Origin of the sequence: Sphingomonas sp. OV641 (assembly GCF_900109205.1) — a bacterium.
Lineage (GTDB): Bacteria > Pseudomonadota > Alphaproteobacteria > Sphingomonadales > Sphingomonadaceae > Sphingomonas.
Map to the genome: position 1 here is coordinate 1,110,056 of NZ_FNZB01000001.1, position 26,229 is coordinate 1,136,284.

23 protein-coding genes are annotated in these 26,229 nt (G+C 65.4%); 18 read left to right on the forward strand and 5 right to left on the reverse strand.

From position 1 onward, the window contains the following. The first annotated feature begins 11 nt into the window (after positions 1 to 11). The 8 genes from BMX36_RS05135 (at position 12) to BMX36_RS05170 (ending at position 7,684) form a co-directional block, all read left to right on the forward strand. The gene (locus tag BMX36_RS05135; RefSeq protein ID WP_066777689.1) at positions 12 to 485 is read left to right on the forward strand and encodes an A24 family peptidase; all 474 of its coding nucleotides are present in this window, start codon (positions 12 to 14) and stop codon (positions 483 to 485) included. Between the two features lie 56 nt (positions 486 to 541). Then, the gene (gene cpaB / locus BMX36_RS05140; RefSeq protein ID WP_066777693.1) at positions 542 to 1,588 is read left to right on the forward strand and encodes a Flp pilus assembly protein CpaB; all 1,047 of its coding nucleotides are present in this window, start codon (positions 542 to 544) and stop codon (positions 1,586 to 1,588) included. 1 nt (position 1,589) lies between these two features. After that, on the forward strand, positions 1,590 to 3,242 hold the full coding sequence (locus BMX36_RS05145; protein ID WP_066777701.1) for a type II and III secretion system protein family protein: 1,653 nt from the start codon (positions 1,590 to 1,592) through the stop codon (positions 3,240 to 3,242). Positions 3,243 to 3,265: 23 nt separating this feature from the next. Continuing rightward, complete coding sequence (locus BMX36_RS05150; protein ID WP_093065249.1) at positions 3,266 to 3,910, forward strand: CpaD family pilus assembly lipoprotein; 645 nt, start codon at positions 3,266 to 3,268, stop codon at positions 3,908 to 3,910. Between the two features lies 1 nt (position 3,911). Further along, the gene (locus BMX36_RS05155) at positions 3,912 to 5,198 is read left to right on the forward strand and encodes a CpaE/TadZ family protein (protein WP_093063897.1); all 1,287 of its coding nucleotides are present in this window, start codon (positions 3,912 to 3,914) and stop codon (positions 5,196 to 5,198) included. A gap of 38 nt (positions 5,199 to 5,236) precedes the next feature. Further along, the gene (locus BMX36_RS05160) at positions 5,237 to 6,211 is read left to right on the forward strand and encodes a type II secretion system F family protein (RefSeq protein WP_093063898.1); all 975 of its coding nucleotides are present in this window, start codon (positions 5,237 to 5,239) and stop codon (positions 6,209 to 6,211) included. 2 nt (positions 6,212 to 6,213) lie between these two features. Then, positions 6,214 to 7,215, forward strand: a complete 1,002-nt coding sequence (locus BMX36_RS05165; RefSeq protein WP_093063899.1) for a type II secretion system F family protein — start codon at positions 6,214 to 6,216, stop codon at positions 7,213 to 7,215. A gap of 67 nt (positions 7,216 to 7,282) precedes the next feature. Beyond that, positions 7,283 to 7,684, forward strand: a complete 402-nt coding sequence (locus BMX36_RS05170) for a hypothetical protein (RefSeq protein WP_093063900.1) — start codon at positions 7,283 to 7,285, stop codon at positions 7,682 to 7,684. Between the two features lie 22 nt (positions 7,685 to 7,706). Here BMX36_RS05170 and BMX36_RS05175 read toward each other — a convergent pair whose 3' ends face one another. The 4 genes from BMX36_RS05175 to BMX36_RS05190 all read right to left on the reverse strand — a co-directional run bounded on the left by BMX36_RS05175 (position 7,707) and on the right by BMX36_RS05190 (position 14,283). Further along, positions 7,707 to 8,372, reverse strand: coding sequence for a hypothetical protein (locus tag BMX36_RS05175; RefSeq protein ID WP_093063901.1), 666 nt, complete (start codon positions 8,370 to 8,372; stop codon positions 7,707 to 7,709). A gap of 44 nt (positions 8,373 to 8,416) precedes the next feature. After that, complete coding sequence (ppdK, locus tag BMX36_RS05180; RefSeq protein ID WP_093063902.1) at positions 8,417 to 11,110, reverse strand: pyruvate, phosphate dikinase; 2,694 nt, start codon at positions 11,108 to 11,110, stop codon at positions 8,417 to 8,419. Between the two features lie 102 nt (positions 11,111 to 11,212). Beyond that, complete coding sequence (glyS, locus tag BMX36_RS05185) at positions 11,213 to 13,447, reverse strand: glycine--tRNA ligase subunit beta (protein ID WP_093065251.1); 2,235 nt, start codon at positions 13,445 to 13,447, stop codon at positions 11,213 to 11,215. Next, positions 13,444 to 14,283: a glycine--tRNA ligase subunit alpha gene (locus BMX36_RS05190; protein WP_093065253.1), complete on the reverse strand. Its 840-nt coding sequence runs from the start codon at positions 14,281 to 14,283 to the stop codon at positions 13,444 to 13,446. Before BMX36_RS05190 ends, glyS begins: the two co-directional genes overlap by 4 nt. A 127-nt stretch (positions 14,284 to 14,410) precedes the next feature. Here BMX36_RS05190 and BMX36_RS05195 point away from each other — a divergent pair, with 127 nt between their 5' ends. From BMX36_RS05195 to lptG, 10 genes are all read left to right on the forward strand, one after another. Continuing rightward, entirely contained in the window at positions 14,411 to 15,310 is a 900-nt protein-coding gene (locus BMX36_RS05195) for a TraB/GumN family protein (RefSeq protein ID WP_256210660.1), read from the forward strand. A gap of 127 nt (positions 15,311 to 15,437) precedes the next feature. Then, positions 15,438 to 16,052: a 50S ribosomal protein L25/general stress protein Ctc gene (locus BMX36_RS05200; protein WP_066777726.1), complete on the forward strand. Its 615-nt coding sequence runs from the start codon at positions 15,438 to 15,440 to the stop codon at positions 16,050 to 16,052. A gap of 102 nt (positions 16,053 to 16,154) precedes the next feature. Continuing rightward, the gene (gene pth / locus BMX36_RS05205; protein WP_093065255.1) at positions 16,155 to 16,724 is read left to right on the forward strand and encodes an aminoacyl-tRNA hydrolase; all 570 of its coding nucleotides are present in this window, start codon (positions 16,155 to 16,157) and stop codon (positions 16,722 to 16,724) included. A 50-nt stretch (positions 16,725 to 16,774) separates the two neighbouring features. Then, positions 16,775 to 17,875, forward strand: a complete 1,101-nt coding sequence (gene proB, locus BMX36_RS05210; RefSeq protein ID WP_093063904.1) for a glutamate 5-kinase — start codon at positions 16,775 to 16,777, stop codon at positions 17,873 to 17,875. Next, entirely contained in the window at positions 17,872 to 18,753 is an 882-nt protein-coding gene (locus BMX36_RS05215) for an NAD-dependent epimerase/dehydratase family protein (protein ID WP_093063905.1), read from the forward strand. Before proB ends, BMX36_RS05215 begins: the two co-directional genes overlap by 4 nt. Positions 18,754 to 18,809: 56 nt before the next feature. Beyond that, complete coding sequence (locus BMX36_RS05220) at positions 18,810 to 19,052, forward strand: acyl carrier protein (protein ID WP_046410945.1); 243 nt, start codon at positions 18,810 to 18,812, stop codon at positions 19,050 to 19,052. A gap of 98 nt (positions 19,053 to 19,150) precedes the next feature. Next, positions 19,151 to 20,413: a serine palmitoyltransferase gene (locus tag BMX36_RS05225; protein WP_066777735.1), complete on the forward strand. Its 1,263-nt coding sequence runs from the start codon at positions 19,151 to 19,153 to the stop codon at positions 20,411 to 20,413. 55 nt (positions 20,414 to 20,468) lie between these two features. Continuing rightward, positions 20,469 to 22,391: an ATP-binding protein gene (locus BMX36_RS05230; RefSeq protein ID WP_371262800.1), complete on the forward strand. Its 1,923-nt coding sequence runs from the start codon at positions 20,469 to 20,471 to the stop codon at positions 22,389 to 22,391. A 175-nt stretch (positions 22,392 to 22,566) separates the two neighbouring features. Continuing rightward, on the forward strand, positions 22,567 to 23,763 hold the full coding sequence (lptF, locus tag BMX36_RS05235; protein ID WP_177179025.1) for an LPS export ABC transporter permease LptF: 1,197 nt from the start codon (positions 22,567 to 22,569) through the stop codon (positions 23,761 to 23,763). Continuing rightward, on the forward strand, positions 23,760 to 24,851 hold the full coding sequence (gene lptG, locus BMX36_RS05240) for an LPS export ABC transporter permease LptG (protein WP_066777737.1): 1,092 nt from the start codon (positions 23,760 to 23,762) through the stop codon (positions 24,849 to 24,851). Before lptF ends, lptG begins: the two co-directional genes overlap by 4 nt. A gap of 259 nt (positions 24,852 to 25,110) precedes the next feature. Here lptG and BMX36_RS05245 read toward each other — a convergent pair whose 3' ends face one another. Next, on the reverse strand, positions 25,111 to 26,187 hold the full coding sequence (locus BMX36_RS05245; RefSeq protein WP_256210662.1) for a fatty acid desaturase family protein: 1,077 nt from the start codon (positions 26,185 to 26,187) through the stop codon (positions 25,111 to 25,113). Positions 26,188 to 26,229: the final 42 nt, after the last annotated feature.

Below are 26,229 nucleotides of genomic sequence, written 5' to 3' on the forward strand. Positions count from 1 at the left end.
GCCGCCTCCTTATGGGGTGGAATTTTCTTTCCTGGGCGCTGCCGATCATGCTTGGCCTGCTGTTGCTTTCGGCCGGCATCGAAGACGCACGCGTCCGTGAAATCGCCAACTGGAAGAACGCGGCCATCGCTCTCCTGGCGCCCTTGTGGTGGCTGGCGATCGGCATCGCGCCATGGCCGGGCATGGCGGTTCAACTGGCCGTCGCACTGGTGACGCTCGCACTGTTCTGCGTTGCATTCCACTTCGGGCAGATGGGCGGGGGCGACGTGAAGCTGATCGCCGCCCTCGCGCTCTGGATGCCGGTGACCGCGTTGATCCAGCTTCTGCTGATCATGTCGATTGTTGGCGGGGCCATCACAATAGTGATGCTGATTGATCACAGGTTTCGCAAAAACAGCGGAAATCCCGAGATCCCCTACGGTGTCGCGATTGCCATCGCAGGACTGATCGGACTGCGCGAACCGCTTCTTAACCACTTCACCTAATCATACGCCAGCATGGGCAACACTGGCCAGCGCTGATGCGAAAGGCACGATGATTCATGGATAGTCGCAAGGTCATATTGCTGATTGGCGCTTTGTTCGTCGCAGCGATCACTGCCTTCATGGCGCGCTCGCTCATCATGGGCACCAGCGCGCCGCAGGCGGGCGCCGTTCCAGGCGCGCCGGCGCCGGTACCCGCCGGGCCGAAGGTATTGGTCGCCACACGCGCCCTGCCGGTCGGCACGATCCTGGACCCGGCCTCGGTGAAGTTCCAACCCTGGCCCGCCGAGCTCGTCGAGGGCGCTTATTTTCAGGAAACTCCAGAGTTCGACATGAAGAACGTGCTGGGCACGGTGGTGCGCAACCCGATCACGGCCGGCCAGCCGATCACGCAGGGCGCGCTGGTGAAGCCGGGCGACCGCGGCTTCCTGGCTGCCGCGCTCGGCCCCGGGATGCGTGCCGTTACCGTGCCGGTGTCCACGCAATCCTCCGTTGCCGGCTTCGTCTTTCCCGGTGACCGGATCGACCTGTTGCTGACGCAAAGCGTGGAAGGTGGCGGCGATGGCCCTCCGCTTCGCGTGTCGGAAACGATCCTGCGCAACCTGCGCGTGCTCGCCACCGACCAGCGGACCAGCCAGGAAAAGGACGAAAGCGGCAATACGGTCGTCCAGGCCTTCTCCACCGTTACCATCGAGGCGACGCCGAAGATCGCGGAACAGATCGCGGTGGCGCAGACCATGGGCACCATTTCGCTCTCGCTCCGCTCCATCGCGGACAATGCGGCGGAGCTGGAACAGGCGATCGCCTCGGGTGACGTGAAGGTGCCGGAGGGCGGCGATCCGAAGGCGGAGCGCGACATGCTGCTGCGCGTCGCCAGCGCGCCGCAAGCCGGCAACCCCACCTATGCAGTCGGAGCGGACGTGTCGCGGTTCCAGCGGCGTACCGTGCCCGGTCGGGTGCAACAGCCATCCATGATGCCGAGCGCGCCCAGCGCTGGCGGCGCACCGGCAACGTACCCCGGCGCGGCGGTTCGCCCGTCCGGACCGGTGGTGAGGATCGCACGCGGCAACAACGTGACCGAAGTGCCGGTCGGAGGGAAGAACTGAGATGCGTGTTGCTTCAAAGCCAATCCGCCTGTCCCTCGCCCTGGCGATCGGGACTGCGGCGAGCGCGATCACGCCCGCAGTGGCGCCGGCGCAGAACGCAGCCGTGTCGGGCCGGACGCTTCAGGTCGCCACCAATCGCGGCCAGCTGATCAATCTGCCCCGGCCGATGACCGATCTGTTCGTGGCCAACCCGGACATTGCCGACGTTCAGGTCCGTTCCCCAACGCAGCTTTATGTGTTCGGCAAGAAGCCGGGCGAGACGACCATCTCGGCAACGGCCAAGGGCGGGGGCGTGGTCTATGGCGCGACCGTTCGCGTCGGCAACAATTTCGACTCGCTCGGCCAGATGCTGTCGATGGCGATGCCGGAAGCGAATATCACGGCAACCACCATGAACGGCGTGGTGCTGCTGACCGGCACGGTCGCGAGCCCCGATGACGGCGCGGAAGCAGAGCGGCTGGTTCAGGCGTTTGTCGGCGAGGAGACCAAGGTCATCAGCCGCCTGCGCACCGCGACGCCGCTGCAGGTGAACCTGCAGGTCCGCTTCGCCGAGGTGAGCCGCAGCTTTGTGAAGAATATTGGCGCAAACCTGACAACGATCGACGGCACTGGTGGATTCAAGTTCGGGATCGGCAGCGGCCGACCGGTCGGCACCATCAACACCACCCCAGGGCTTCCGCTTGGTGTCGGCGGCACCGTGCAGGGCTACACGATCGATCCGACGGCGATCACCTATCTGCCCAATGGCCAGATCGACCCCAGCTCGATCAAGCTGATCCAGCAGGCCGGCACGACCATCACCCCCGGTGCGCAGCATACGACCATCGGCTTCCTGACCAAGCTTCTGGGGCTGAACCTCGCCGGAGCGCTCGATCTTGGCGAGCGGATCGGCCAGGTGACCAGCCTTGCCAACCCGAACCTGACGGCGCTGTCGGGCGAGACGGGCACCTTCCTGGCTGGCGGCGAAATCCCGATCCCGATCGCTCAGGGGCTGGGCGGCGTCGGCGTAGAATATAAGCAATATGGTGTCAGCCTGGCCTATACGCCGACAGTCCTGTCGGATGGCCGCATCTCCTTGCGCGTGCGCCCAGAGGTGTCACAGCTGGACTATTCCAATGCGGTGGCGATCGGCGGCGTACAGGTCCCAGGTCTTACCACACGGCGGACGGAAACCACGGTGGAGCTTGGCTCCGGCCAGAGCTTCATGATCGCCGGCCTGCTCCAGAACAATCACAATAACTCGATCGAGAAAACGCCCGGTGCGGGCGACATCCCGATCCTGGGCGCGCTGTTCCGTTCGAATGGTTTCCAGCGCAACGAGACCGAGCTGGTGATCGTGATCACGCCCTATCTGGTGCAGCCGGTGAACGGCAACGACATCAAGCTGCCGACGGACGGATACAAGTCACCGACCGACGTGGAACGCGTGCTGCTGGGCCAGCTTTCGTCGGGCACGACCGGGGGAGATCGACCCAAGCCGACGCTTGAAGCCGGCCCCCCTGCTGCTCCGGCGATCGGCGCAACAACGCCGATCCAGCCAGCCGCACCCGTGCCGCTGCCCGCGACCGGCGGTGATGAAAAGGCCGTGAACGCGGGCAAGGGCAAGAAGGACAAGAAATCGAACACGCCCGCGCCGGGCTTCTCGTTGAACTGATGGTGACGGTGAGGAACAGCAACATGCGCAAACGCACACTCCTCCTGGCGCTCGCGCCGGTCCTGATGATCGGCGGCTGCGGCGGCACCATGAACCGCGGGTTGGAATCGGTGCATCAGCCGGTCGTCGCCCGCGCCGATTATGCGTTCGACGTCGGCGCTGGCCCTGGCGGCCTGGCACCCGGCGAGCGTGAGCGGCTGGGTGCCTGGATGGGCTCGCTGAAGGTCGGCTATGGCGATCGGATCGCGGTGGACGATCCGGCGCGCGACCCTGCCACCCGCGCTGATGTTGCCGCGGCGGCCGCGCAGTTCGGATTGCTGGTGTCGGACGAAGCGCCCGTCACCCCTGCGCCGATCGCGCAGGGGACGGCGCGCGTGGTGGTCAGCCGCGCCCATGCCTATGTGCCCGGCTGTCCGGACCACAGCCGCATGTACCAGCCAGATTATGAAGCGCACACATCATCCAACCAGGGCTGCGCGGTGAATTCCAACCTGGCGGCAATGGTTGCCAATCCGACAGATCTGGTGCGCGGCGAAGGTGCCCGCAATCCTTATGACCCGGCGGTCGCCACCAAGGCGATCGATCGCTTCCGCAAGGCAGAGCCGACCGGGAGCGGCGGCACCAAGGTGCAGGCGGACGGCACTGGCGGACAGTCGGGGGGACGCTGACATGAATGCACCATGGAAACCCGCGGGCGCGACGAACCGCGAACCGTTCGTCGCGTATGTCTGCGACGAGAACACCGCCGAGGCGCTGCGGCCGGTGGTCAGCGAGATGGGCTGGTCCGCCGAGAAGGTAAACAAGGGCGGGCTGCGCAATGCTGTGCAATCCCTTTCCGTCTCCGCCTCGCCGCAGATCCTGTTCGTCGATCTTGCCGAATCCGGCGATCCGCTGAACGACATCAACTCGCTGGCGGAGGTCTGCGAGCCCGGCACGATCGTGATCGCGTCCGGCCAGGTAAACGATGTCCGGCTGTACCGCGATCTGGTGTCAAGCGGCATCCAGGACTATCTGCTGAAGCCGCTCAACCCGGACATGTTGCGTGATGCCTTCAGCCATGCGCAGCTGCTGCTCAACACGCCCAAGGTGGCCGAGGCAGCCAGCGAGCACCCGCATTGCTCCGTTGCCGTGATCGGCACGCGTGGCGGTGCCGGCGCATCGACGATCGCCACGTCGCTTGCCTGGCTGATGAGCGAGCGAGAACGCCGGTCCACCGCGCTGCTTGACCTCGATGTCCATTTCGGAACGGGCGCGCTGGCGCTCGACCTGGAACCCGGCCGGGGGCTGACCGACGCGATCGAGAATCCCAGCCGGATCGACGGCCTGTTCATCGAACGGGCGATGGTGCGCGCGTCGGAAAAGCTGGCCGTGCTGTCGGCGGAGGCACCGATCACGGCGCCGATCATGACGGACGGCGGCGCCTTCCTCCAATTGCAGGAGGAAATGCGGGCCGCCTTCGAATGCACGGTAGTGGACCTGCCGCGCAGCATGCTGGTCAGCCATCCCCAGTTGGTGAAGCAGATGCAGACGGTGGTGGTCGTCACCGAGCTGACGCTGGCCGCCGCGCGCGACAGCATTCGCCTGCTTTCGTGGTTGAAATCGAACGCACCTGAGGCCCAGGTGCTGGTGCTGGCCAACAAGGTGCAGCCGACCGCACAGCTCGAAATCAGCCGCAAGGACTTCGAGACATCGATCGAGCGCAAGGTCGATTATCTCGTACCGTTTGACCAGAAACTTGCCGCGCAGGCGGCGAAGCTCGGCAAGCCGCTGGTGGAAGCCGGCAAGGCATCCAAGACCGTCGCGGCCATCGCCGAGATCGTGACTCACCTGTGCTTCATCAGCCAGGATGATGGGGCGCGCGGCAAATCGGGACGCCGCGGCAAGGGTGGCACATCGCTGATGGGCAAGTTTGCGGATTTGAAAGGCTTGATGCCTAGGAAACCCGCCAAGAGCTGATCCCGCCAACGACACGGCGGAGGAGAACGGAACGCGATATGCCCCTGTTACCGGTGATTACCCTGGCGATCGGTGCGCTTGTCACCCTGGGGCTGGTGTATTTCGCGCTTGCCGGCCCCTCGTCGCAGCGGGTCGCGTCACGCCGCATGGATACGGTTCGCCAGCGCCATTTGGAGGTGGCGGGCGATCCCGTCGAGGCGCAGATGCGGCGGATCACGGGCCGCGGCGCGACCAAGGCGGACCGCGCCGCCATGCGCTTCCTGCCACGCCCGGAGGAGCTTCAGAAACGCCTGAACATGACGGGCAAGCCGTGGACGGCCGGTCGCTATGGCGGCGCCACGCTGGGCATATTCGCCGTCTCGCTGCTCCTGCTGCTGTTGATCGGCTTTCCCCTGCTGCTGGCGCTGTTCGTGGCGCTCGCCGCTGGAGGCGGGATCCCGCACTTCGTGGTAAGCTATGTCATCGGGCGGCGCATCAAGGCGTTCAACGCGAAATTTCCGGATGCGATCGAGCTGCTGGTGCGCGGTCTGCGCTCGGGTCTGCCGATCACCGAAACCATGGCGGTCGTCGGAAGTGAGGTCAGCGGCCCCGTGGGTGAGGAATTTCGCTCCGTCGCTGACAAGATGAAGATCGGCCGGTCGATGGATGTGGCGCTTCAGGAAACCGCCGACCGGCTCGGCACGGCGGAATTTCAGTTCTTCGTCATCACCATCGCGATCCAGCGCGAAACCGGCGGCAACCTGGCCGAAACACTCCAAAATCTGGCCACCGTGCTTCGCCTTCGCGGCCAGATGAAGCTGAAGATCAAGGCCATGTCGTCCGAATCCAAGGCATCGGCGATGATCATCGGCGCCCTGCCGTTCATCGTCTTCGGCCTGATCTGGTTCATCAACGGCTCTTACATGCAGAAGTTCTTCTCCGACGAACGACTGATGGTAGCGGGAGTCGGCGGGCTAATCTGGATGGGCATTGGCGCCTTCATCATGTCCAAAATGGTCAACTTCGAGATCTGATGATGGAACCGACACAGGGACCGACGCTGCTTGGCGTGGACGTACTTTGGGTAGCGACGATCCTCGCTGCGGTGGCAGCATGCGCGGTGTTCGTCGCGATCTACGCTGCGATCAGCGTGCGCGATCCGATGACCAAGCGGGTCAAGGCGCTGAACGACCGTCGGGAGCAGCTAAAGGCAGGCATCACCGCTTCGACCAGCAAGCGTCGAGCGAAGCTGGTGCAGAAGAGCGAGAACGCCGATCGCATCCGTCAGCTGCTGGAATCGCTGAAGGTGCTCCAGGACAGCCAGGTAAAGGAAGCGCAGACCAAGCTGCTGCAGGCAGGTATCCGTAAAAAGGAATGGGCAGTCGGCGTGATCTTCGGCCGAATGATGCTGCCAATCGTGTTCGGCGGCTTCATGCTGTTCCTGGTCTACGGCACCGACAATTTCGCGCACTGGTCGCCGCTCAAGCGCTACCTGGTGGTCGCCGGCACGTTCCTCCTGAGCTACAAAGCGCCGGACATCTATCTCAAGAACAAGATCACCAAGCGTTCCGATGCCATTCGCAAGGGCTTGCCGGACGCGTTGGACCTGCTGGTGATCTGCGCCGAAGCCGGCCTAACGGTGGACGCCGCCTTTCACCGCGTAGCCAAGGAACTGGGCAAGGCTTATCCCGAACTCGGCGACGAATTCGCGCTTACCGCGATTGAGCTGGGTTTCCTTACCGACCGTCGCCTTGCCTTCGAAAACCTGGCGAACCGCGTCGCCCTGGAAGAGGTGAAAGGCATCGTCACGACGATGGTCCAGACGGAGAAATACGGAACGCCGCTCGCCAGCGCGCTGCGCGTTCTCTCCGGCGAGTTCCGCAACGAGCGCATGATGCGCGCGGAAGAAAAGGCGGCGCGGCTGCCGGCGATCATGACGGTGCCGCTGATCCTCTTCATTCTTCCCGTGCTGTTCGTCGTCATCCTCGGTCCGGCCGCCTGCTCGATCAGCGATGCGTTCATCGGGGGCAACTTCTGACGCCCCGCACGAGCTGCGGAACGCGGACCGTGAAGCATCGTTTGACCTGCGTAACAGGAGGAACGCGATGCTTTTCACGACGCCCACGCAATGGCTGGCGCTCGCGGTTGCCCTGATCGCAGGATGGCTGCTCGGACTGGCGAGCCATCCGGGGGGTCGCAAATGGAAGCAGCGCTACGTTGACGAGCGCGATGTGCATGGACGGACCCGCAAGGACCTGGACGCCCGGATCGCCGATCAGGACGCGCGCATTGCCGAGCTCACGCGCGAGAATGAGCGGCTCGCCCGCGCGACGCCGGTTGCCACCCCGGAAATGGCGAGTGACCGCGCGGTGACGACACGAGATCATCTGGGACGAGATCATCTCGCCACCACCCATGCGCCCCTCGCGCAGAGTGCGGCGCGACCGGCCGGTTCAATGCGCGCACGGTGGTTCGACTGGAAGAACCGAGTCGGCACGAACGGCTGACCTCCTGCGGCGCAGCGGGCGTTCACCGGTCCGCCGGTTCTCCAGACCATATCAGCCGCATCCACGCGGTTTCCCGCCCTGCCCTGCCCTCGCCCATGATCGTCAGATGTTGAGCATTGGAGTGGAGGTCCGGAAGCGATGCTATTGCGCCCAGCCGTAGCGGCAGTGTGGCAAGCACCTCCAGCCCACCGCCAAAGGTGACGATCTGCGAGCGTTCGGTGTCGCCGGTCGCGTTCCACAACCCGATCCACTGGTCATCCCGGATCTGCGTTCCGGCAACGAACTGAAAGCCAGGGATCGTCGGCGTCGCTTCGGGCTTCGCAGGGACATAGCCGGCGCGATACCCGCTTGGCGCGATGCGACCGCCCAGGATGCGACGGACCTTGCCGCCAGCATAATCACTGTCCCACCCAAACCAGCAGTTCGAGCTTCGCGAGTGGACGAAACCAGGAGACAGATCGAAGTCAGTAAACCGGGGATCGTCAGACTGCAGCATCAAGCCCCAGTCGTACCGCAGCTTGCCGACGCGCGGATCGCCGGGCGGTGACCAGCCGCGGGTGACTTCATGCCGCCCGCCAAGCTCCGACAAGGCCATCGGACGGGAGGTGATCGCCACCGGTTCTCCGATGACGCCGGCGCAGACGGGTGCCACCGCCTGCGCCAACACGAACGCGATCGCCGCCGCCACCTTTTGTCGGACTGATCAGATCATCGAAACCCGATGACGGCTGGTCAGCCCTTCGCCTTGAGCGCCGCTTGCGCCGCTGCAAGTCGGGCGATTGGCACGCGGTATGGCGATGCCGAGACGTAATCGAGGCCAATGCTCTCGCAGAAGGCGATGGAAGCCGGGTCGCCGCCATGCTCGCCGCAAATACCGAGCTTCAGCTTGGGCTTGGTCGCCCGGCCGCGCTCCGCCGCCAGCTTCACCAGCTCGCCCACGCCCTCCACATCAAGGCTCACGAACGGATCCTTGGCGTAGATGCCCTGCTCCACGTAGGAACTGAGGAAGCGTCCGGCATCGTCGCGGCTGACGCCCAGCGTGGTCTGAGTGAGATCGTTGGTGCCGAAGGAGAAGAACTCGCCAGCCTCCGCAATCTCGCCCGCACGTAGCGCCGCGCGCGGCAGCTCGATCATCGTGCCAACGAGATACTCCACGGTCTTGCCGCGCTCGTCGAACACCGCCTTGGCCGTGCGATCGACCACCGCCTTCATCAGCTCCAGCTCGCGCTTGGTGGCGACCAGCGGGATCATGATTTCCGGTATCGGCGCCTCACCCGTCTTTTCCGCGACATCCAGCGCTGCCTCGAAAATGGCGCGGGCCTGCACCTCATAGATCTCGGGATAGGTCACGCCGAGACGGCAGCCACGATGGCCGAGCATCGGGTTGAACTCGTGCAACTCACCCGCACGGCGCTTCAGCGTGTCGACGTCGACGCCCGCGGCGCTCGCCACCTCGGCGAACTCGGCTTCCTCATGCGGCAAGAATTCGTGCAGCGGCGGATCGAGCAGGCGAACCGTCACTGGCAGGCCTGCCATCACCTCAAAGATCGCCTGGAAGTCGCTGCGTTGTTCCGGCAGCAACTTCTCCAGCGCCGCGCGGCGCCCCGCCTCGTTCTCGGCAAGGATCATCTGGCGCACCGCAGTGATGCGGTCGGCCTCGAAGAACATATGCTCGGTGCGGCACAACCCCACGCCCTCGGCGCCGAAATCGCGCGCCGTCTGGCAATCGAGCGGCGTCTCGGCATTGGCGCGCACCTTCAGGCGGCGCACCTCATCCGCCCATTCCATCAGCGTGCCAAAGTCACCAGCCAGCTCGGGCTGGATCGTCGCCACTTCGCCCGCCATCACCTCGCCGGTCGCGCCGTCGATGGTGAGCAGATCGCCTTCCTTCACCTCGCGACCGGCAACGCGGGCGATCTTCGCCTTGTTGTCGATCGACAGCGCGCCGGCGCCCGATACACAGGGACGACCCATGCCGCGCGCCACCACGGCGGCGTGGCTGGTCATGCCGCCGCGGGCGGTGAGGATGCCCTTCGCCGCGTGCATCCCGTGGATGTCCTCCGGCGAGGTCTCGGTACGCACCAGGATCACGGCCTTGCCCTCGGCGGCCATCTTCTCGGCCGTGTCGGCATCGAACACCGCCGCGCCCGAGGCCGCACCGGGCGAGGCAGGTAGCCCCTTGGTGAGCACGTCGCGCGTCGCCTTGGGATCAAGCGTCGGGTGGAGCAGCTGATCAAGCGCCTGCGGATCGACCCGGGCAATCGCTTCCTCGCGCGTGATGAGGCCTTCCGCCGCCATGTCCACCGCGATCTTCAGCGCCGCGTTGGCAGTGCGCTTGCCCGAGCGCGTCTGGAGCATCCAGAGCTTGCCCTGCTGCACGGTGAACTCGATGTCCTGCATGTCGCGGTAATGCCGCTCCAGCTGGTCGAACACCGCCGCAAGCTCGGTATAGGCGTCCGGCATCGCCTCTTCCATGCTGAGCGGCTTGGCGCCAGCCTCCTCGCGCGCAGTCTTGGTGAGATATTGCGGCGTGCGGATGCCGGCCACGACGTCCTCGCCCTGCGCGTTGATCAGGAACTCGCCGTAATAGGCATTGTGCCCGGCAGAGGGATCGCGCGTGAAGGCGACGCCGGTGGCCGACGTGTCGCCCATGTTGCCGAACACCATCGCCTGCACGTTGACGGCGGTGCCCCAGCTGCCCGGAATGTCGTTCAGGCGGCGATAGACCTTGGCGCGGTCCGACTGCCAAGATCCAAATACCGCACCAATCGCGCCCCAGAGCTGATCGTGCACGTCCTGCGGGAACGGCTTGCCCTGCTGCTCCTCCACAAGGCCCTTGAACTCGGCAACCAGCGCCTTCCAATCGGCGGCCGACAGCTCCGTATCAAGCGTGAAGCCCTTGTCTTCCTTGGCGACTTCAAGCGCTTCCTCAAAGGCGCCGTGGTCCAGGCCGAGCACCACGTCCGAATACATCTGGATGAAACGGCGATAGCTGTCCCAGGCGAACCGCTCATCACCGCTTGCGCTGGCAAGGCCTTCAACGGTCTGGTCGTTCAGGCCGAGATTGAGAACGGTGTCCATCATGCCCGGCATCGACACGCGCGCGCCCGAGCGAACCGATACGAGCAGCGGATCGGCGGAATCGCCGAACTTCTTGCCGGTGATCGCCTCGATATGGGCAAGGCCATCCGCCACTTCCTGGCGCAGGCTCTCCGGGAAGCTTTCGCCTTCCTCGTAATAGCGCGTGCACATCGCGGTGCTGATGGTGAAGCCCGGCGGCACCGGCAGGCCGATCGAGGCCATTTCGGCAAGGTTCGCGCCCTTGCCGCCCAGAAGGTTCTTGTCCCCGCTCCCGCCGTCAGACACGCCGCCGCCAAAGCGGTAGACGTACCGTTCATCCGCCTGGGTCTTAACCGCGGTTGCCATGGGTTATCGCCTCCTGAATCTTGTTATTGCGCCGCAACACACGTCCGGACGCCGGATTGCAAGCGCAAAGCGGCACCTAAGTAGATGTAACCGTTTACCCGATTATCCCTCAATGCGAGAGAAATCCGCAACACCGTGAACAGCCGCCCGGACGCGCGCCAGCAAGGCCAGCCGGCCAGCACGCTTGTTCGGATCTGGGTCATTCACCGTGACCTGGTCGAAGAACGAGTCGATCGGCGCGCGCAGCGTCGCGAGTGCAGCCATGGCACCTTCGAAATCCTCGTTCGCGATCGCGTTCGCCGAGGCAGGTTCGGCCGCATCGAGCGCGGCGACCAGCGCCGCTTCGGCCGCTTCTCGGCTATAATCGGCCACGGACTGATCGGAGCTGGCCAGATAGCCTTCCTTCTTCAGGATATTGGCCGCGCGCTTGTATCCGGCGAGCAGATTTGCGCCGTCCTCGGTCCCGACGAACGACTGCAACGCCTTCACCCGCGCGAGCAGCCGAACGAGATCGTCCTCCCCGCCCAGCGCGAACACCGCGTCGATCAGGTCGTGGCGAACGCCGGCTTCGCGCTGCTGAACCTTGAGGCGATCGGCGAAGAAAACAAGCAATGCTCCTACCGCATTTTCAGAGGTTTGGATGAAAGCAGAAATGAGTGGATTGCTTTGGTGAGCGCGAAGCCGCTCATCATGAATAATGCTTTGGAACAGCTCACGTGTTCCTGCCTCTGCCCCCGGAGCGTTGTTAAAAGCCGCTAGCAGATCACCACCAAATGCTTGCGCCAATCTGAAGCCGAACGCCTGCGCGACTTCGCCTACTGCTACGGTGAAAGCGGTTGTTAGTCGCATTCGAATTTGGGCCCGTTCAACCAGCAGGATCACACCCAAAGCGGCTCTGCGCAAGGCAAATGGGTCTTTCGATCCGGTGGGCAGCTCACCTAACGCGAAAAAGCTTGCTAACGTATCCAGCTTATCCGCCAGCGACACCGCGACCGTTACCGGCGCGGTGGGCACGTCGTCGCCCTGCCCGACCGGCTTGTAATGGTCGCGGATCGCTTCGGCGACTTCGGCGGGTTCGCCCTGCGCGGCGGCGTAATAGCCGCCCATCAGGCCCTGGAGCTCGGGGAACTCGCCGACCATGCCGGTAACGAGATCGGCCTTGGCGAGCCGCGCGGCGCGCTCGGCGAGGTCCGGGTTTGCGTCCTTGACGATTCCCTCGTCGGCCAGCCAACGGGCGAGCTTCGCAACACGCTCCACCTTGTCGGCGACGGTGCCGAGCTTTTCGTGGAAGACGATCTTTTCGAGCTTCTTCGCCTGGCCGGCGAGCGGCACCTTGAGATCCGTCTCGTAGAAGAAGCGCGCGTCGGACAGGCGAGCGGCGAGCACCTTCCGGTTGCCCTCAATGATCTTATCGCCGCCGTCCGCCGCATCGATGTTCGCGGTGCAGACGAAGGCGTTGGCGAGCTTCCCGTCACCAGAGCGGCAAACGAAATACTTCTGGTTCACGCGCGCGGTGAGCTGGATCACCTCGGGCGGCACATCCAGGAACGCGGCATCGAAGCGGCCGAGCAGCGGCACCGGCCATTCGGTAAGGCCGGCATTCTCGCTTACCAGTCCTTCATCCTCAACCAGCGTCAGCCCGGCCTTGTTCGCCGCCATCTTGGCGCCGAGCGCGATCGTCGCGCGGCGCTCGTTCTGGTCGACGATCACGTGGCAGGCGCGCAGCTTTTCAACATAATCGCCGGCGCTGCCGATGGTGATCACGCCAGGATGGTGGAAGCGATGGCCGACCGTCGCCGCCCCGCTCTCCACTCCCGCCACGGCGCAGGGCACGACCGTATCGCCGAACAGCGCGACGATGCCCTGAAGCGGGCGAACCCACCGCGGGCTCTCGGTCGAGATCGACGCCGCGCCCCAGCGCATCGACTTGGGCCAGGGAAAGGCGCGGATGATCGCCGGGATCGCTTCCGCCAACACTTCCACCGTTGGGCGGCCGGGCTTGTCGATCACCGCGAGCAAGGTCGCCCGGCCCTTTACGTCGCGGGTCTGAAGCGCGTCGCGCGTCAGGCCAGCCTTGCGCAGAAACCCCTCGACCGCAGCGTCGGGCGCATCGGCGGGCGGGCCCTTCAGTTCCTCGCTCACCGCCGCCGTCTCGCCCGGCAGGCCGCGCGCGATCAGCGCCAACCGACGCGGTGTCGCATAGGTGACGAGCTCCGACGCCTTCAGCCCGGCCTTGTCGAGTTCGGCAGCGAACAAGCGCGCCAGATCCTCGCGCGCCTTGTCCTGCATCCGCGCGGGGATTTCCTCCGAGCGCAGTTCAAGGAGGAAGTCGGTCACGCCATCCACCCGTTCTTTTCCATATACGCCGTGCAGGCACCCTTCGCGAGATCGCGGACGCGGCCGATATAGGCCTGACGCTCGGCGACGGAGATCACGCCGCGCGCGTTCAGCAGGTTAAAGATGTGGCTTGCCTCGATCGCCTGCTCATAGGCCGGGATCGGCAGCTTCGCGGCGAGGCAATTCTCGCACTCGGCCGCGGCCTTGCGGAACAGGTCGAACAACGTGTCGGTGTCGGCGACCTCGAAGTTCCAGGTCGACATCTGCCGCTCATTTTCGAGGAACACGTCGCCGTACGAAACGCCGGCGTCGTTGAAGCGCAGGTCGTACACATTGTCGACATTCTGGATGTACATCGCGAGCCGTTCGAGCCCGTAGGTCAGCTCGCCCGCGACGGGCTTGCAGTCAAAGCCGCCCATCTGCTGGAAATAGGTGAACTGAGTCACCTCCATCCCGTCGCACCACACTTCCCAGCCGAGGCCCCAGGCGCCGAGCGTCGGGCTTTCCCAGTCATCCTCGACGAAGCGGATGTCGTGGCGGGTGAAATCGATGCCGATCGCCGCGAGTGAGCCGAGATACAGCTCCTGCAGATCCGGCGGACTCGGCTTCAGGATCACCTGATATTGATAATAATGCTGCAGCCGGTTCGGGTTCTCGCCGTAGCGGCCGTCGGTCGGCCGGCGGCTTGGCTGGACAAAGGCGGCGTTCCACGGATCCGGGCCGAGCGCGCGGAGCGTGGTGGCAGGGTGAAAGGTGCCGGCGCCCATGCGCATGTCATAGGGCTGGAGAATGGCGCAGCCCCGCGCGCTCCAGTAGGAATGGAGGCGCAGGATCATGTCCTGGAAGCTCAATGGCGCGTCTGTTGAGGTGGCGTTCATCGCGGGGCGGGCAATGGCCGATGCCTCGCCAACAGGCAAGGGCCACGCTAGGCTCGCTATGTCCCGTTCAGGAAGGCTCAACCCCGTGTTTCGTCCCTTTATCTCGCTGTTCGCTTCTGCCGGCCTCGCCTTCACCCTGCCAGCCTGCGCCCAGCCGGCGCCCGCCGTGCAGCAGCAGGATGCCGATCCCGCCTTGTGGGTCGTGCGGGACAAGGACACGACGATCTATCTCTTTGGCACCATTCATGTGCTGAAGCCCGGGCTGTCGTGGTTCGACGAGGCGGTGAAGAAGGCGTTCGACCGATCGGGCACGCTGGTGCTGGAGATGGTGGAGCCCGACGTCGAGACTCAGCAGAAAGTCGTGGTTTCCAAGGCGTTCGACCCGGTCGGGCCGACGCTGGTCGAGAAGCTGCCGGCGGACAAGCGAGCGGCGTTCGAGAAGGCGCTGGAGGACAACAAGCTGCCGCGCGCCACCTTTGAGCGAATGCAGCCGTGGTTTGCCGCGATCAGCCTGTCCGTGCTGCCGGTGCAGAAGCTGGGCTATGATGCAGGAAACGGGCCCGAAGGCGTGCTGACTCAGGCCGCCAAGGCGCAGAAGAAGCAGGTCATGGGGCTGGAAACTTTCGAAGGGCAGATGTCGATCTTCGACTCGCTGTCGCAGAAGGCGCAGCTCGAACTGCTCAGCTCCACCGTCGACGAACTGCCCAAGGCTGGCGAGACGATGGACCAGATGGTCGAGGACTGGGCCAAGGGCAATCCCGAGGGCCTTGCCGAGACCATGAACGAGAGCCTCAAGGACTCGCCGGAGGTCGGCAAGGCACTGCTGGTGGATCGCAACGCGAAATGGGCCGAATGGATTGCCGAACGGATGCGCACGCCCGGCCGGGTCTTCATCGCGGTCGGCGCCGGACACCTTGCCGGGCCGCAGAGCGTGCAGGCGCACCTGGGCAAGTACCGGCTGAAGGCAGTGCGGGTGAAATACTGACAGCAACGCGCGGCCGGACACGAGGATTGCGTTTCGCGCCCCTGCCCGCTATGCGCGCCCGCTTCCGGCCATGGTCATCCCTGGAGGCGTGGCGCGGAAGGACACACATGAGTTTCGGAGAATATCAATGAGCGACCAGTTGACGCTCGCAGCCGAGACGCGTGACCGGGTTGGCAAGGGAGCCTCCCGTGCGCTGCGTCGTGACGGCCGCGTACCCGCCGTGATCTACGGCCAGAACAAGGAACCCACCTCGATCCATCTCGAGGAAAAGGCGCTTGTGAAGGCGCTGGGCACCGGCCACTTCATGAACACCGTCGTGATGATCAACGGCGAGCGCACCCTGCCCAAGGACGTGCACTTCCATGCCGTGACCGACCGTCCGGTGCACGTCGACTTCCTGCGCATTTCCGCGCACGCGACCGTCACCGTCGCAGTGCCGGTGGTGTTCGCTGACGAGGAAGAGGCGCCGGGGCTGAAGAAGGGCGGCGTGCTGAACGTGGTTCGTCACGAGCTGGAGCTGGTGTGCGACGCGGCGGAAATCCCGTCGGAAGTGACCATCTCGCTCAAGGGCCTGGACGTGGGCGATTCGCTCCACATCTCCGCCGTCACGCTGCCCAAGGGCACGCAGTCGGCCATCGACGATCGCGACTTCACCATCGCGACCGTGGTTGCGCCGTCGGCGCTGAAGTCCGCCGAGGGCGAGGCTGCAGCCGAGACGACCGAAGAAGCTGCCGGCGAGTAATCTCGCCGACCGCCGCAGCGATGCGGCGCGGATGATCGGGCGGGTGGCGGCAACGCCCCCGCCCGTTTTCGTATGGGCGCGTGGCAAGCGGATGGATGGGTGATGCAGCTTTGGGTCGGCCTGGGCAATCCGGGTGCGCAATATGCGATGCACCGGCACAATGTCGGCTTCATGGCCGTGGACGCCATTGCCGGGGTGCATGATTTCAGCCCGGTGGCGAAGAAGTTTCAGGGCTGGGTTCGCGAAGGGCGGCTCGGCAACCAGAAGGTGCTGCTGCTCAAGCCCGCCACCTTCATGAATGAAAGCGGCCGCAGCGTCGCGGAGGCGCTTCGCTTCTACAAATTGGGTGTCGAGGCGCTGACCGTCTTTCACGACGAGCTGGATCTCGCGCCGATGAAGCTGAAGGTGCGGATGGGCGGCGGTCTTGCCGGCCACAACGGGCTTCGCTCAATCGACCAGCATCTCGGGCCCGAGTTCCGCCGGATCCGGATCGGCATCGGCCATCCGGGGCACAAGGATCGGGTGACCGGCCACGTGCTCGGCAATTATGCCAAGAGCGAGATCGACCCGCTCAGCGACCTGCTCGGCGCGGTGGCGGCGGAGGCACCGACGCTGGCCGCGGGCGATGACGTCCGCTTCATGAACGACGTGGCGCTTCGACTGCAATCGTAAGGGGCGGCGCCCTTCCCCATCCGCTTGCGGCGCAGTATCGCCGATCCGCCATGCTCTTTCCTCCCGCCTCCTGTGCCCGCCTCGTGGTCAAGATCGGTTCGGCGCTGCTCGTGGACCCGTCGGGCGCGGTGCGACGGGAATGGCTGGCGGGGATCGCGGCCGATGTCGCCGCGCGCACCGGCGCCGGCCAGCAGGTCGCCATCGTCTCCTCGGGCGCGATCGCGCTGGGCGCGCGCCGGCTCGGCCTGCCACGCGGCGGACGCGCCAGCCTGGAGGATGCGCAGGCGGCGGCCGCGACGGGGCAGATCGCCCTCAGCCAGACTTGGGCGGAGGTGCTTGGCGCCAATGGCCTGACCGCCGCGCAGATGCTGGTGACGCTGGACGATCTGGAGGACCGGCGCCGCTATCTCAATGCCGCCGCGACGCTGGGCCGGCTGCTTCAGCTTGGCACCGTTCCCGTGATCAACGAAAATGACAGCGTCGCCACGGCGGAAATCCGCTTCGGCGACAATGATCGGCTTGCCGCGCGCGTGGCACAGGCCGCGACGGCGGAGGGCGTCGTGCTGCTTTCCGACATCGATGGCCTCTACGATCGCAATCCGGCGCAGCCCGGCGCCGTCCACATCCCCGAAGTGGCCCATATCGATGATCGGATCGCCGGCATGGCGGACGATGGCTCGGCTTCCGGCATGGGATCGGGCGGCATGGTCTCAAAGATCGCGGCCGCCCGGATCGCCACGTCGGCAGGGGTGGCGCTCGCCATCGCTTCCGGCCGGGTCGATCGCCCGCTTTCCATCGATGCCCGCCACACCATCTTCCTTCCCGAGAAACGCGCAACGGCGCGCAAGGCGTGGCTGGCCGGTCGCCTGACGGTGAAAGGGGCGGTCACGGTAGACGCGGGTGCTGCCGAGGCGCTGATGCGGGGGCGCAGCCTGCTGGCGGCCGGTGCCGTCGCGGTCTCCGGCGCATTCACGCGCGGCGACGTGGTCGCGATTGAGGGACCGGCGGGGCCGATCGCGCGCGGGCTGGCGGAATATGACGCGGGCGAGATGCAGCGCCTGCTCGGCCGGCGCAGTGAGGAGCAAGAGGCGCTGCTTGGTTATGCCCCGCGCGCCGCGCTGATCCACCGCAACCATATGGCGATGCTGTGATCCTGGCGCTGACCGGCGGTACCGGCTTTGTCGGCCGGGCTACGATCGAAACCGCGCTGGCGGCCGGACATCAGATCCGCGCGCTGACCCGTCGGCCTCAGCCTGATCGCGACAGGGTGACGTGGATCTCCGGCGCGCTGGACGATGTGGCGAGCCTGGCCGCCCTGGCCGACGGCGCCGATGCCGTCATTCACATCGCCGGCGTGGTCAACGCGCCCGACCGTGCGGGCTTCGTGGCCGGCAATGTCGAGGGAACCAGAGCCGTCGTCGCGGCGGCGGGCACGCGCCGGCTTGTGCATGTGTCATCACTGTCCGCGCGCGAGCCGGACTTGTCCGTTTACGGCTGGTCCAAGCGGGAAGCGGAACGGATCGTCGCCGAAAGCGACAGTGACTGGACGATCGTGCGGCCAACGGGCGTCTATGGCCCAGGCGATACCGAGCTTCGTGACATGTTCCGGCTCGCGCGGTTCGGACTGGCCTTTCTGCCCCCGCCGGGGCGCGTTTCCCTGATCCATGTCGAGGATCTCGCACGCCTGTTGGTGATGCTGGTGCAGCGCCCCGGCGCACGCGAAACCTTTGAGGTGGATGATGGCAGGGCCATGACGCATGCCGATCTCGCCGCGGCGATCGGCCGGGCAGTGGGTCGCCGGGTGCTGCCGATGCACCTACCCAAGCCGTTGATGCGGGTCGGTGCGCGGCTCGATCGCATGGCGCGCGGACATGGCGCAAAGCTGACGCTCGACCGGGTCGACTATCTCAGCCACCCGGACTGGGCGGCGGCGGCCGAGCTGCGTCCGCCGGCGGCGCTCTGGTCACCTGCCATCCCGCTCGAACAAGGCTTGGCGCAAACCGCGCGGTCTTACGGCATCGCAGGATGAACACGCTTCCGCCGCATTCGATTGGCACCTCGCCCGCTTGCAGCTAAGGACCCGGCATGAGCGACCGCGACAGCATCTTCGACACCGTCAAGGCCCAGATCGAACCCTTCAACAAGAAGGGCGTGACCGTGACGGAGGCCACCACCTTCCAAGGCGATCTCGAATGGGATTCGCTGACGGTGATGGACTTCGTCGCCGCGATCGAGGACGAATTCGACATCATCATCACGATGAACATGCAGGCTGAGATCGAGACGGTCGGTCAGCTTGCCGATGCCGTCGCCAAGCTGAAGAACTGAACGCCCGTTTGTGCAGCGGGCGATGACCGGAACCATGCCGGGCGCGCGTCGCCCGGCGTTTCCACACGGCCCGATGCGAACGGTTGGGGATTGAACAGATGACCGAAACCGGCCTCCAGGCAGAAGCACTGCCCGCCGATCCTGCCGAAGTGGCACCCGAACGCGACCTGTTCGACAAGTTCGCGCCCTTGATCGCGGAGCGCCAGGCGCTGCTCGATTCCGGCGTGCGCGACCCGTTCGGGATCGTGATGGAAGAGGTGAAATCCCCGACCGTTGCCGTGATCAAGGGGCGCGAGACGATCCTGCTCGGCACCTACAATTACATGGGCATGACGTTTGATCCGGACGTGATCGCCGCCGGCAAGGAAGCGTTCGACCGGTTCGGTTCGGGCACCAACGGCAGCCGCGCGCTGAACGGCACGTTCCACGATCACATGGAAGTCGAGCAGGCGCTGCGCGACTTCTATGGCATGTCCGGCGCCATCGTCTTTTCAACAGGTTACCAGGCGAACCTCGGTATCATCTCAGCCATTGCGGCAAAGGGTGAGTATATCATCCTGGACGCCGACAGCCACGCCTCGATCTACGACGGCTGCGCCATGGGCAATGCCGAGGTCGTGCGCTTCCGGCACAATTCGGTGGAGGACCTGGACAAGCGGCTAGGCCGGTTGCCCAAGGAGCCGGGCAAGCTGGTGGTGCTGGAAGGCGTCTATTCGATGCTGGGCGATGTCGCGCCGCTGAAGGACATGGTGGCGGTCGCGAAGAAGCATGGCGCGATGGTGCTGGTGGACGAAGCGCATTCCATGGGCTTCTTCGGCCCGAACGGCCGCGGCGTTTATGAAGACCAGGGATTGCAGGACCAGGTCGACTTCGTGATCGGCACCTTTTCCAAGTCGGTCGGCACCGTTGGCGGTTTTTGCGTGTCGAACCATCCCGAGTTCGAAATCCTGCGCTTCGTCTGCCGCCCCTACATCTTCACCGCCAGCCTGCCCCCCGCGGTGGTCGCATCCGCGACCGCCTCGATCCGCAAGCTGATGCATGCCGCCGACAAGCGCGAGCGGCTGTGGGCCAATACGCGCCAGCTTCACGCCGGCCTCTCGCAGCTTGGCTTCCGCCTGCCGACGGCGCAGCCCGAATCCGCCATCGTCGCCGTCCTTCTGGACGACCAGGAGCAGGCGGTGCGGATGTGGCACGGCCTGTTGGAGGCCGGGCTGTACGTGAACGTCGCGCGCCCCCCGGCAACGCCCGCCGGCATGTTCCTGCTGCGCTGCTCGGTCTGCGCGGAGCACACGCCCGAACAGATGGCGCAAGTTATCGCGATGTTCGAGGCGGCGGGACGGGCCACTGGCGTGATCGCTTGATCGACGCCAGCGGGCCGCTTTCGCGAACCTTTTCCATCTGCTAATTCCCATCCCCGTGATCGCGGACGAGGGCGTCGACACTAAAGACGGGCCGGCCTCGGCCTGGCGCACCTTCACGCTGCTCGTGATGGGTGTGCTGGGGATTGGCGTGCTGGTGGCGCTGATCCTCGCACTCGGCGAGGCGAACCGGCAACGCGACCGCGCCGTATCGCTGCAGTCGCACAGCTATGACGTCATGATCCTGGCGCGAACGCTGTCGGGCACGATTGCAAAGTCCGAAGCGTCGCTGGGGCGGTATGTCATTTCCGGCGATAAGCAACTCGGCCAGCTGTATTTCGACGATTGGCGCCGCGCCGGGGAGCAGATCCAGCGGCTGGAGTCGCTCACCCGCGACGATCGCGGGCAACAGCGCCTTATGGCGCGTCTCCGCTCCGCCTATCGCAGCCGGGGCGAGGAGCTGTCGCTCACGGCGCTGTCGACGACCTACGGGAAAAACGAACAGGCACTGTCACGCTATTACGCTGCGCGACAGGCAGCGTCGCTCGACGAGCTACGCGTCGTGCTCGATGCCATCATCACCGGCGAGCGTGATGTGCTGCTGCGTCGCACGGCCGCTGCCATGGCGCTGGTAAACCGCTCCACCAAGGCGGCATTCGTCTTCTCGGTCTTCGGCGTCCTGCTCCTGCTGGGCGCGCTGTCGCTGGGGTGGCTGACGGTACAGGCCCTGACCGAGCGCGCGATCGCGCAGGCGGAGGCGGATGCCGAGCGCGCCCGCGCCGAGGAACTGTCAGTCGCCGTCGACGAGGCCACCGATGAGCTGCGCACGCAGGAGGCGCGATTGCGGCAGGCGCAGAAGATGGATGCCGTGGGCCAGCTCACCGGCGGTATCGCGCATGATTTCAACAATATGCTGGCGATCGTTATTGGCGGACTTGAACTCGCCCAACGATCCATGCCCAGCGGCGCGGATGAGACGAGCCGACATATCGAAAGTGCGCGCGAAGGTGCCTTGCGCGCCGCGGAGCTGACGCGGCGGCTTCTCGCTTTTGCCCGAGAGGGGCCGATCGACCCGCAGCCGATCCATATCACCACCCTCCTAGAGAATATGCGCGACCTTCTGGATCGCACCCTTGAGGACGGCATCCGGATCGAGATCGTCGATGCGACCGAAGGCGCCTATGTCCATGCGGACAAGGTGCAGCTGGAGAATTGCATCCTCAACCTGGCCGTCAATGCGCGCGACGCGATGGATGGGCGCGGCGTGCTGACGATCAACGCTCGGCTGGAATGGTCGGACGACGGTGACTTCGTTGCGCTCGCCATTCGCGATACGGGTTGCGGCATGACCCCGCAGGTGGCGGAGCGGGTGTTCGAGCCGTTCTTCACCACCAAGCCCGTTGGCAAGGGCACCGGCCTCGGCCTCAGCCAGATCTTCTCCTTCGTGCGGCAGCTGGGCGGCGACGTGGTGATCGACTCCGCGCCGGGAGCCGGGACCACGGTTCACCTGCGCATGCCCCGCGACACCACGTCGCAAACGCAGCTCGAAACCGAAAAGGCCGAGCCCGCGACGCCCGCCCCGGTCGGATCTCTTACCATTCTGGTGGTCGAGGATGATCCCCGGGTGCTATCCGCCACGACAGACGCGCTGCAGGAACTCGGCCATCATCCGATTGCCTGCGGCAGCCCGGTGCAAGCGCCGGCCATACTGGACCAACATGCGCCCGTCGACCTGATCATCACTGACGTCCTGATGCCGGAGCAAACCGGCCCGGAGATGATCGCCGCCCTTGATCGGCGCCACGCGGGCATCGCCGTGCTGTTCGTCACCGGCTTTGCCGGCGAAACCCGCGATCCGGAATTGTTCAGCGGCCACCACGTGCTGCGCAAGCCGTTCACGCTCGTCGCGCTCGAAAAGGCGATCGCCGAGGCAATCACACGGCGTCAATCGAACGGACCGCACAGTCTGGCGGCTGAATGACGCTGGCGCGGCACCAATCAACCGTTCCCCCGTTGTCCCCCATGATCGCGTTGGTTTCGCCTCTTCTCACGGCCTGGCATCGGTCAGCGATGTCATGCAAAGGGGGTGGCGCTTGCCGCCCGGTCCCCTATACCCGGCCATCCACCCGTCAGCCTGAGCTTCCCAGCCGCCGCCCATGAAATCGATCGACCGCTACATGGCCCGGCTGATCGCGCTGCCGCTGTTCTCCACATTGGTGATCGCGGCAATGCTTCTGCTGCTGGATCGCATGCTCCGCCTGTTCGACTTCGTGGCGACGGAGGGCGGGCCGGTCAGCGTGGTGTGGCAGCTGCTCGCCAATCTCCTGCCGGAATATCTTGGCCTGGGCATTCCGATCGGCCTGATGCTGGGCGTGCTGCTTGCCTTTCGGCGGCTCGCCACCTCGTCCGAGCTGGACGTGATGCGCGGCGTGGGGATGAGCTACCGCCGGCTGCTGCGCGTGCCCTATATGTACGCGGTCGGGCTCGCGCTCATCAACCTTGCCATTGTCGGCTTCATCCAGCCGCGTGCGCGTTACGCCTATGAGGGGCTTCGGTTCGAACTTCGCACCGGTGCGCTTGGCGCCTCGATCAAGGTGGGCGAATTCACCCATCTGGGCGATCGCATGACGCTGCGCATCGAACGCAGCCGGGACAAGGGACGCGAGCTTTCGGGCATCTTCGTCCGCGCGGAAACAGCGCAGGGCGACCGGATCAGCGTGACGGCGCAGCGTGGGCAATTCTTCGCGACGGACGATCCGAACACGATCATCTTTCGCCTGACGGATGGGACGCTGATCCACAATCGGGCGAATTTCCCCGCCCCGCGCGTCCTGACCTTCAGCGCGCACGACCTTCCGATCGACCTTCCCAAGTTCGAGCAGTTCCGCGCACGCGGCGGGCGCAATCTGGAATATACGATTCCCGAGCTCGCCCGGATCGGGGCGACGAGCGGCAGTGAGGAAACCCGGCATGGCAGCCAGGCGGAGCTCTATTTCCGGCTGGCCGAAGTGCTGATGATGTTCCTGCTACCGCTGCTAGCCGTCGCGCTGGGCGTGCCGCCGAAGCGGTCCACTTCGGCACTCGGCGTGTTCGTGTCGATCGTAATGGTGGTCGCCTATCACAAGGTGAACCAATATGCGGCGTCAATCGGCGAGCTTGGCCGCGTGGATCCGTTCATCGCGCTCTGGACGCCGTTCGCGATCTTCGCCGCGCTGATCATCTGGATGTACTATACCTTGGCCTATGTTCCGGGCGGACAGCCGATCGGCGCGCTTGAACGCGGGGCGAGCAAGGCGCTGAAGGCGATCACCCGCCGCATGCCCGGCCGCCGTGGACGGGATACGCGCGAATGATCTCCTTCTTTCCGTCGCGCACCGTCGCCATCTACATGGGCAAGATGTTCCTGGTCCGCACCTTCGGCATTCTTGCCGGGCTGGTGCTGGTGCTTCAGGCGCTCGATCTGCTTGGCGAATCCGGCAAGATCCTGGCCGTGCCGGGGAACACGGACGCACAGGTGTGGCAATATATGTCGCTGCGCGTGCCGCAGATCATCGCGCGCTTCCTGCCCTTCTCGGTTCTTCTGGGCACGATCCTGACGCTGATCACGATGAACCAGAACAGCGAGATCGTGGCGCTGAAGGCTTCCGGCATGTCCGCGCACCAGGTGCTGGCGCCGCTGATCACCGCCAGTGTCGGGATCGCGATCCTCAGCTTCGCCTTCAACGATCGCATCGTTGCCCGCTCGACCGCGACACTCGCGCAGTGGCAGAAGGTGAACTACGGCAAGCTGCCGATCGACCGCGGCGACCGCGCGAACGTCTGGGTCCGCACCGCGGACGATCTGATCCAGGTCGACCAGATCCAGGGTCGCGGAGACCGTGCGAGGCTGGGCGGCGTGACCTTGTATGAGCGTGACGGCGGCCTGTTGAAGGCGATCGTCACCGCCCCGAACGGCCAACGGCGGGGTGACGGGTGGGCGATCGGCCCCGCCCGCCGCTTTGATGTCGCGAGCGGCGCTATCACGGACGTGGGAACGGTGGTGATCGCACGCGGCGTGACGCCGGATCAGTTCACGCTGTCGACCATCAACGCCGACGGCCTCTCGTTCCGCGCATTGAACGAGGCGATCGACGATCTCGCCGCCGCCGGGCGCCCGACGAAGGCGCTTGAAGGTTCCTTATGGCACAAGCTGTCGGGCCCGCTTTCGTCCGTGCTGATGCCACTGCTTGGCGCGGTCGCCGCCTTCGGCATCGCCCGCTCGGGAAAGCTTTTCATCCGCGCCGTGATCGGCATGGCGTTGGGCTTCGCCTATTTCGTCGCGGACAATTTCGCGCTCGCGATGGGCAATCTGGGCGCCTACCCGCCCTTTCTGGCGGCCTGGGCGCCGTTTCTGCTGTTCCTGCTGATCGGCGAAGCGGTGCTGCTGCGCACCGAGGAATAGTTTCGCCGCTGCCTGCCCCCGCAGTGGGGCGTGTGGCTCTTTCATCGCCCGATTAGCGCCACGGCTGGCCGCTTTGGTCCAGCGTCTTCACGTGCAGGCCAAGGTCGTGAGGAGAAGGCGTTTGGGTTCCAGACCTCGCCGGATGATATGGTCGGCTGGTCGAGCACGCGTCGAAACGTAAAGGCCCTGTCCGGGCATGACGCGCGGACAGGGCCTTGATCCGTTCGGCCGCCCTTTCGGGCGCCGCGACCTTGATGCGTCAGCGTGGCAGCATGGTGCTCCGCGCGATCTTCGCTACCAGGCCCGGCATGCCGGCATAGTTCGCCTTGTAATATGGCGAGTCCTTGTCGAGCACCGCGCTCAGCCGACGATGCGCCTCGCCAAGCGCATGATACGGAAGGCCCGGCAGCAGATGGTGAAGCGCGTGGTAGCGCAGCCCGACCGGCGCCCACAATGCTGGCAGCGTGGCAGGCGGCGGCACGTTGACCGAGTCGAGATACTGAGCGGTCACCGTCATCGGCTCGCCCTCATTTTCCCAAAGGTGCGCGACCAGGGTGCGCAGCTGATTGATGACGGCGAGACCCGAGGCGACGCCGACCATGATCGCAAAGGCGCGGGCCGGGATCGTGCCGGTCGCCACCAGCGCGATCAGGGACATCGCCCAGATCGCGCACGCGGCCTCGATCCGGTTCCACTGCTTCGCCGCCTCGCCCTCCGGCATGCGCCGGCGGAACTGCGGGTTGATCGCCAGTGCGGAATACCGCTCCACCACAATACGCCGCAGCCCCGGCACGATCACCGACAGCGGCGACAGCACGCCGTAACGGAAGATCAGCGCGACAGGAGCGAGCGCCGCGATCAGCACGAACAGCGGAAGCGACCAGGGCTTCATCAGCGCCAGCGGGAGATATTCCGGATCCTCCGACGTGCCGTATCGCGTACGTGCGTGGTGCAGATTGTGCACCCCTTCGTACATGAAGGACGGTACCAGCAGCGGCACGCCAATCACCGCATTATACCCCAGCCGGAAGCCGGGCAGCGCGGCATGCTTTACATGCGTCAGTTCGTGGATGAAGCTCATCCCGCGGTAGAGCGCCAGCATCGACACCACGCCAGCGATCAGCGTGAGCCAAAGCGGGCCTGCCGCGATGGCGACGCCCAGTGCCACATAGCCGACCAGAGCCGACCCGAGCAGGTCCGCCCAGTAGATCGCCGGCCGCGGCGCATTCAGATCGCGGGTCAGCTCGGCAGCGGCCTTCAGCATGGCACGATCATCGGCGATCGGCACACGAGCGGCAGCCACAGAATTGGTCCGGGCGAAAGTCATGGTCGTCATAGGCATTTCCATTAGCCAGAGATAATGGCGACACAGTGGCTA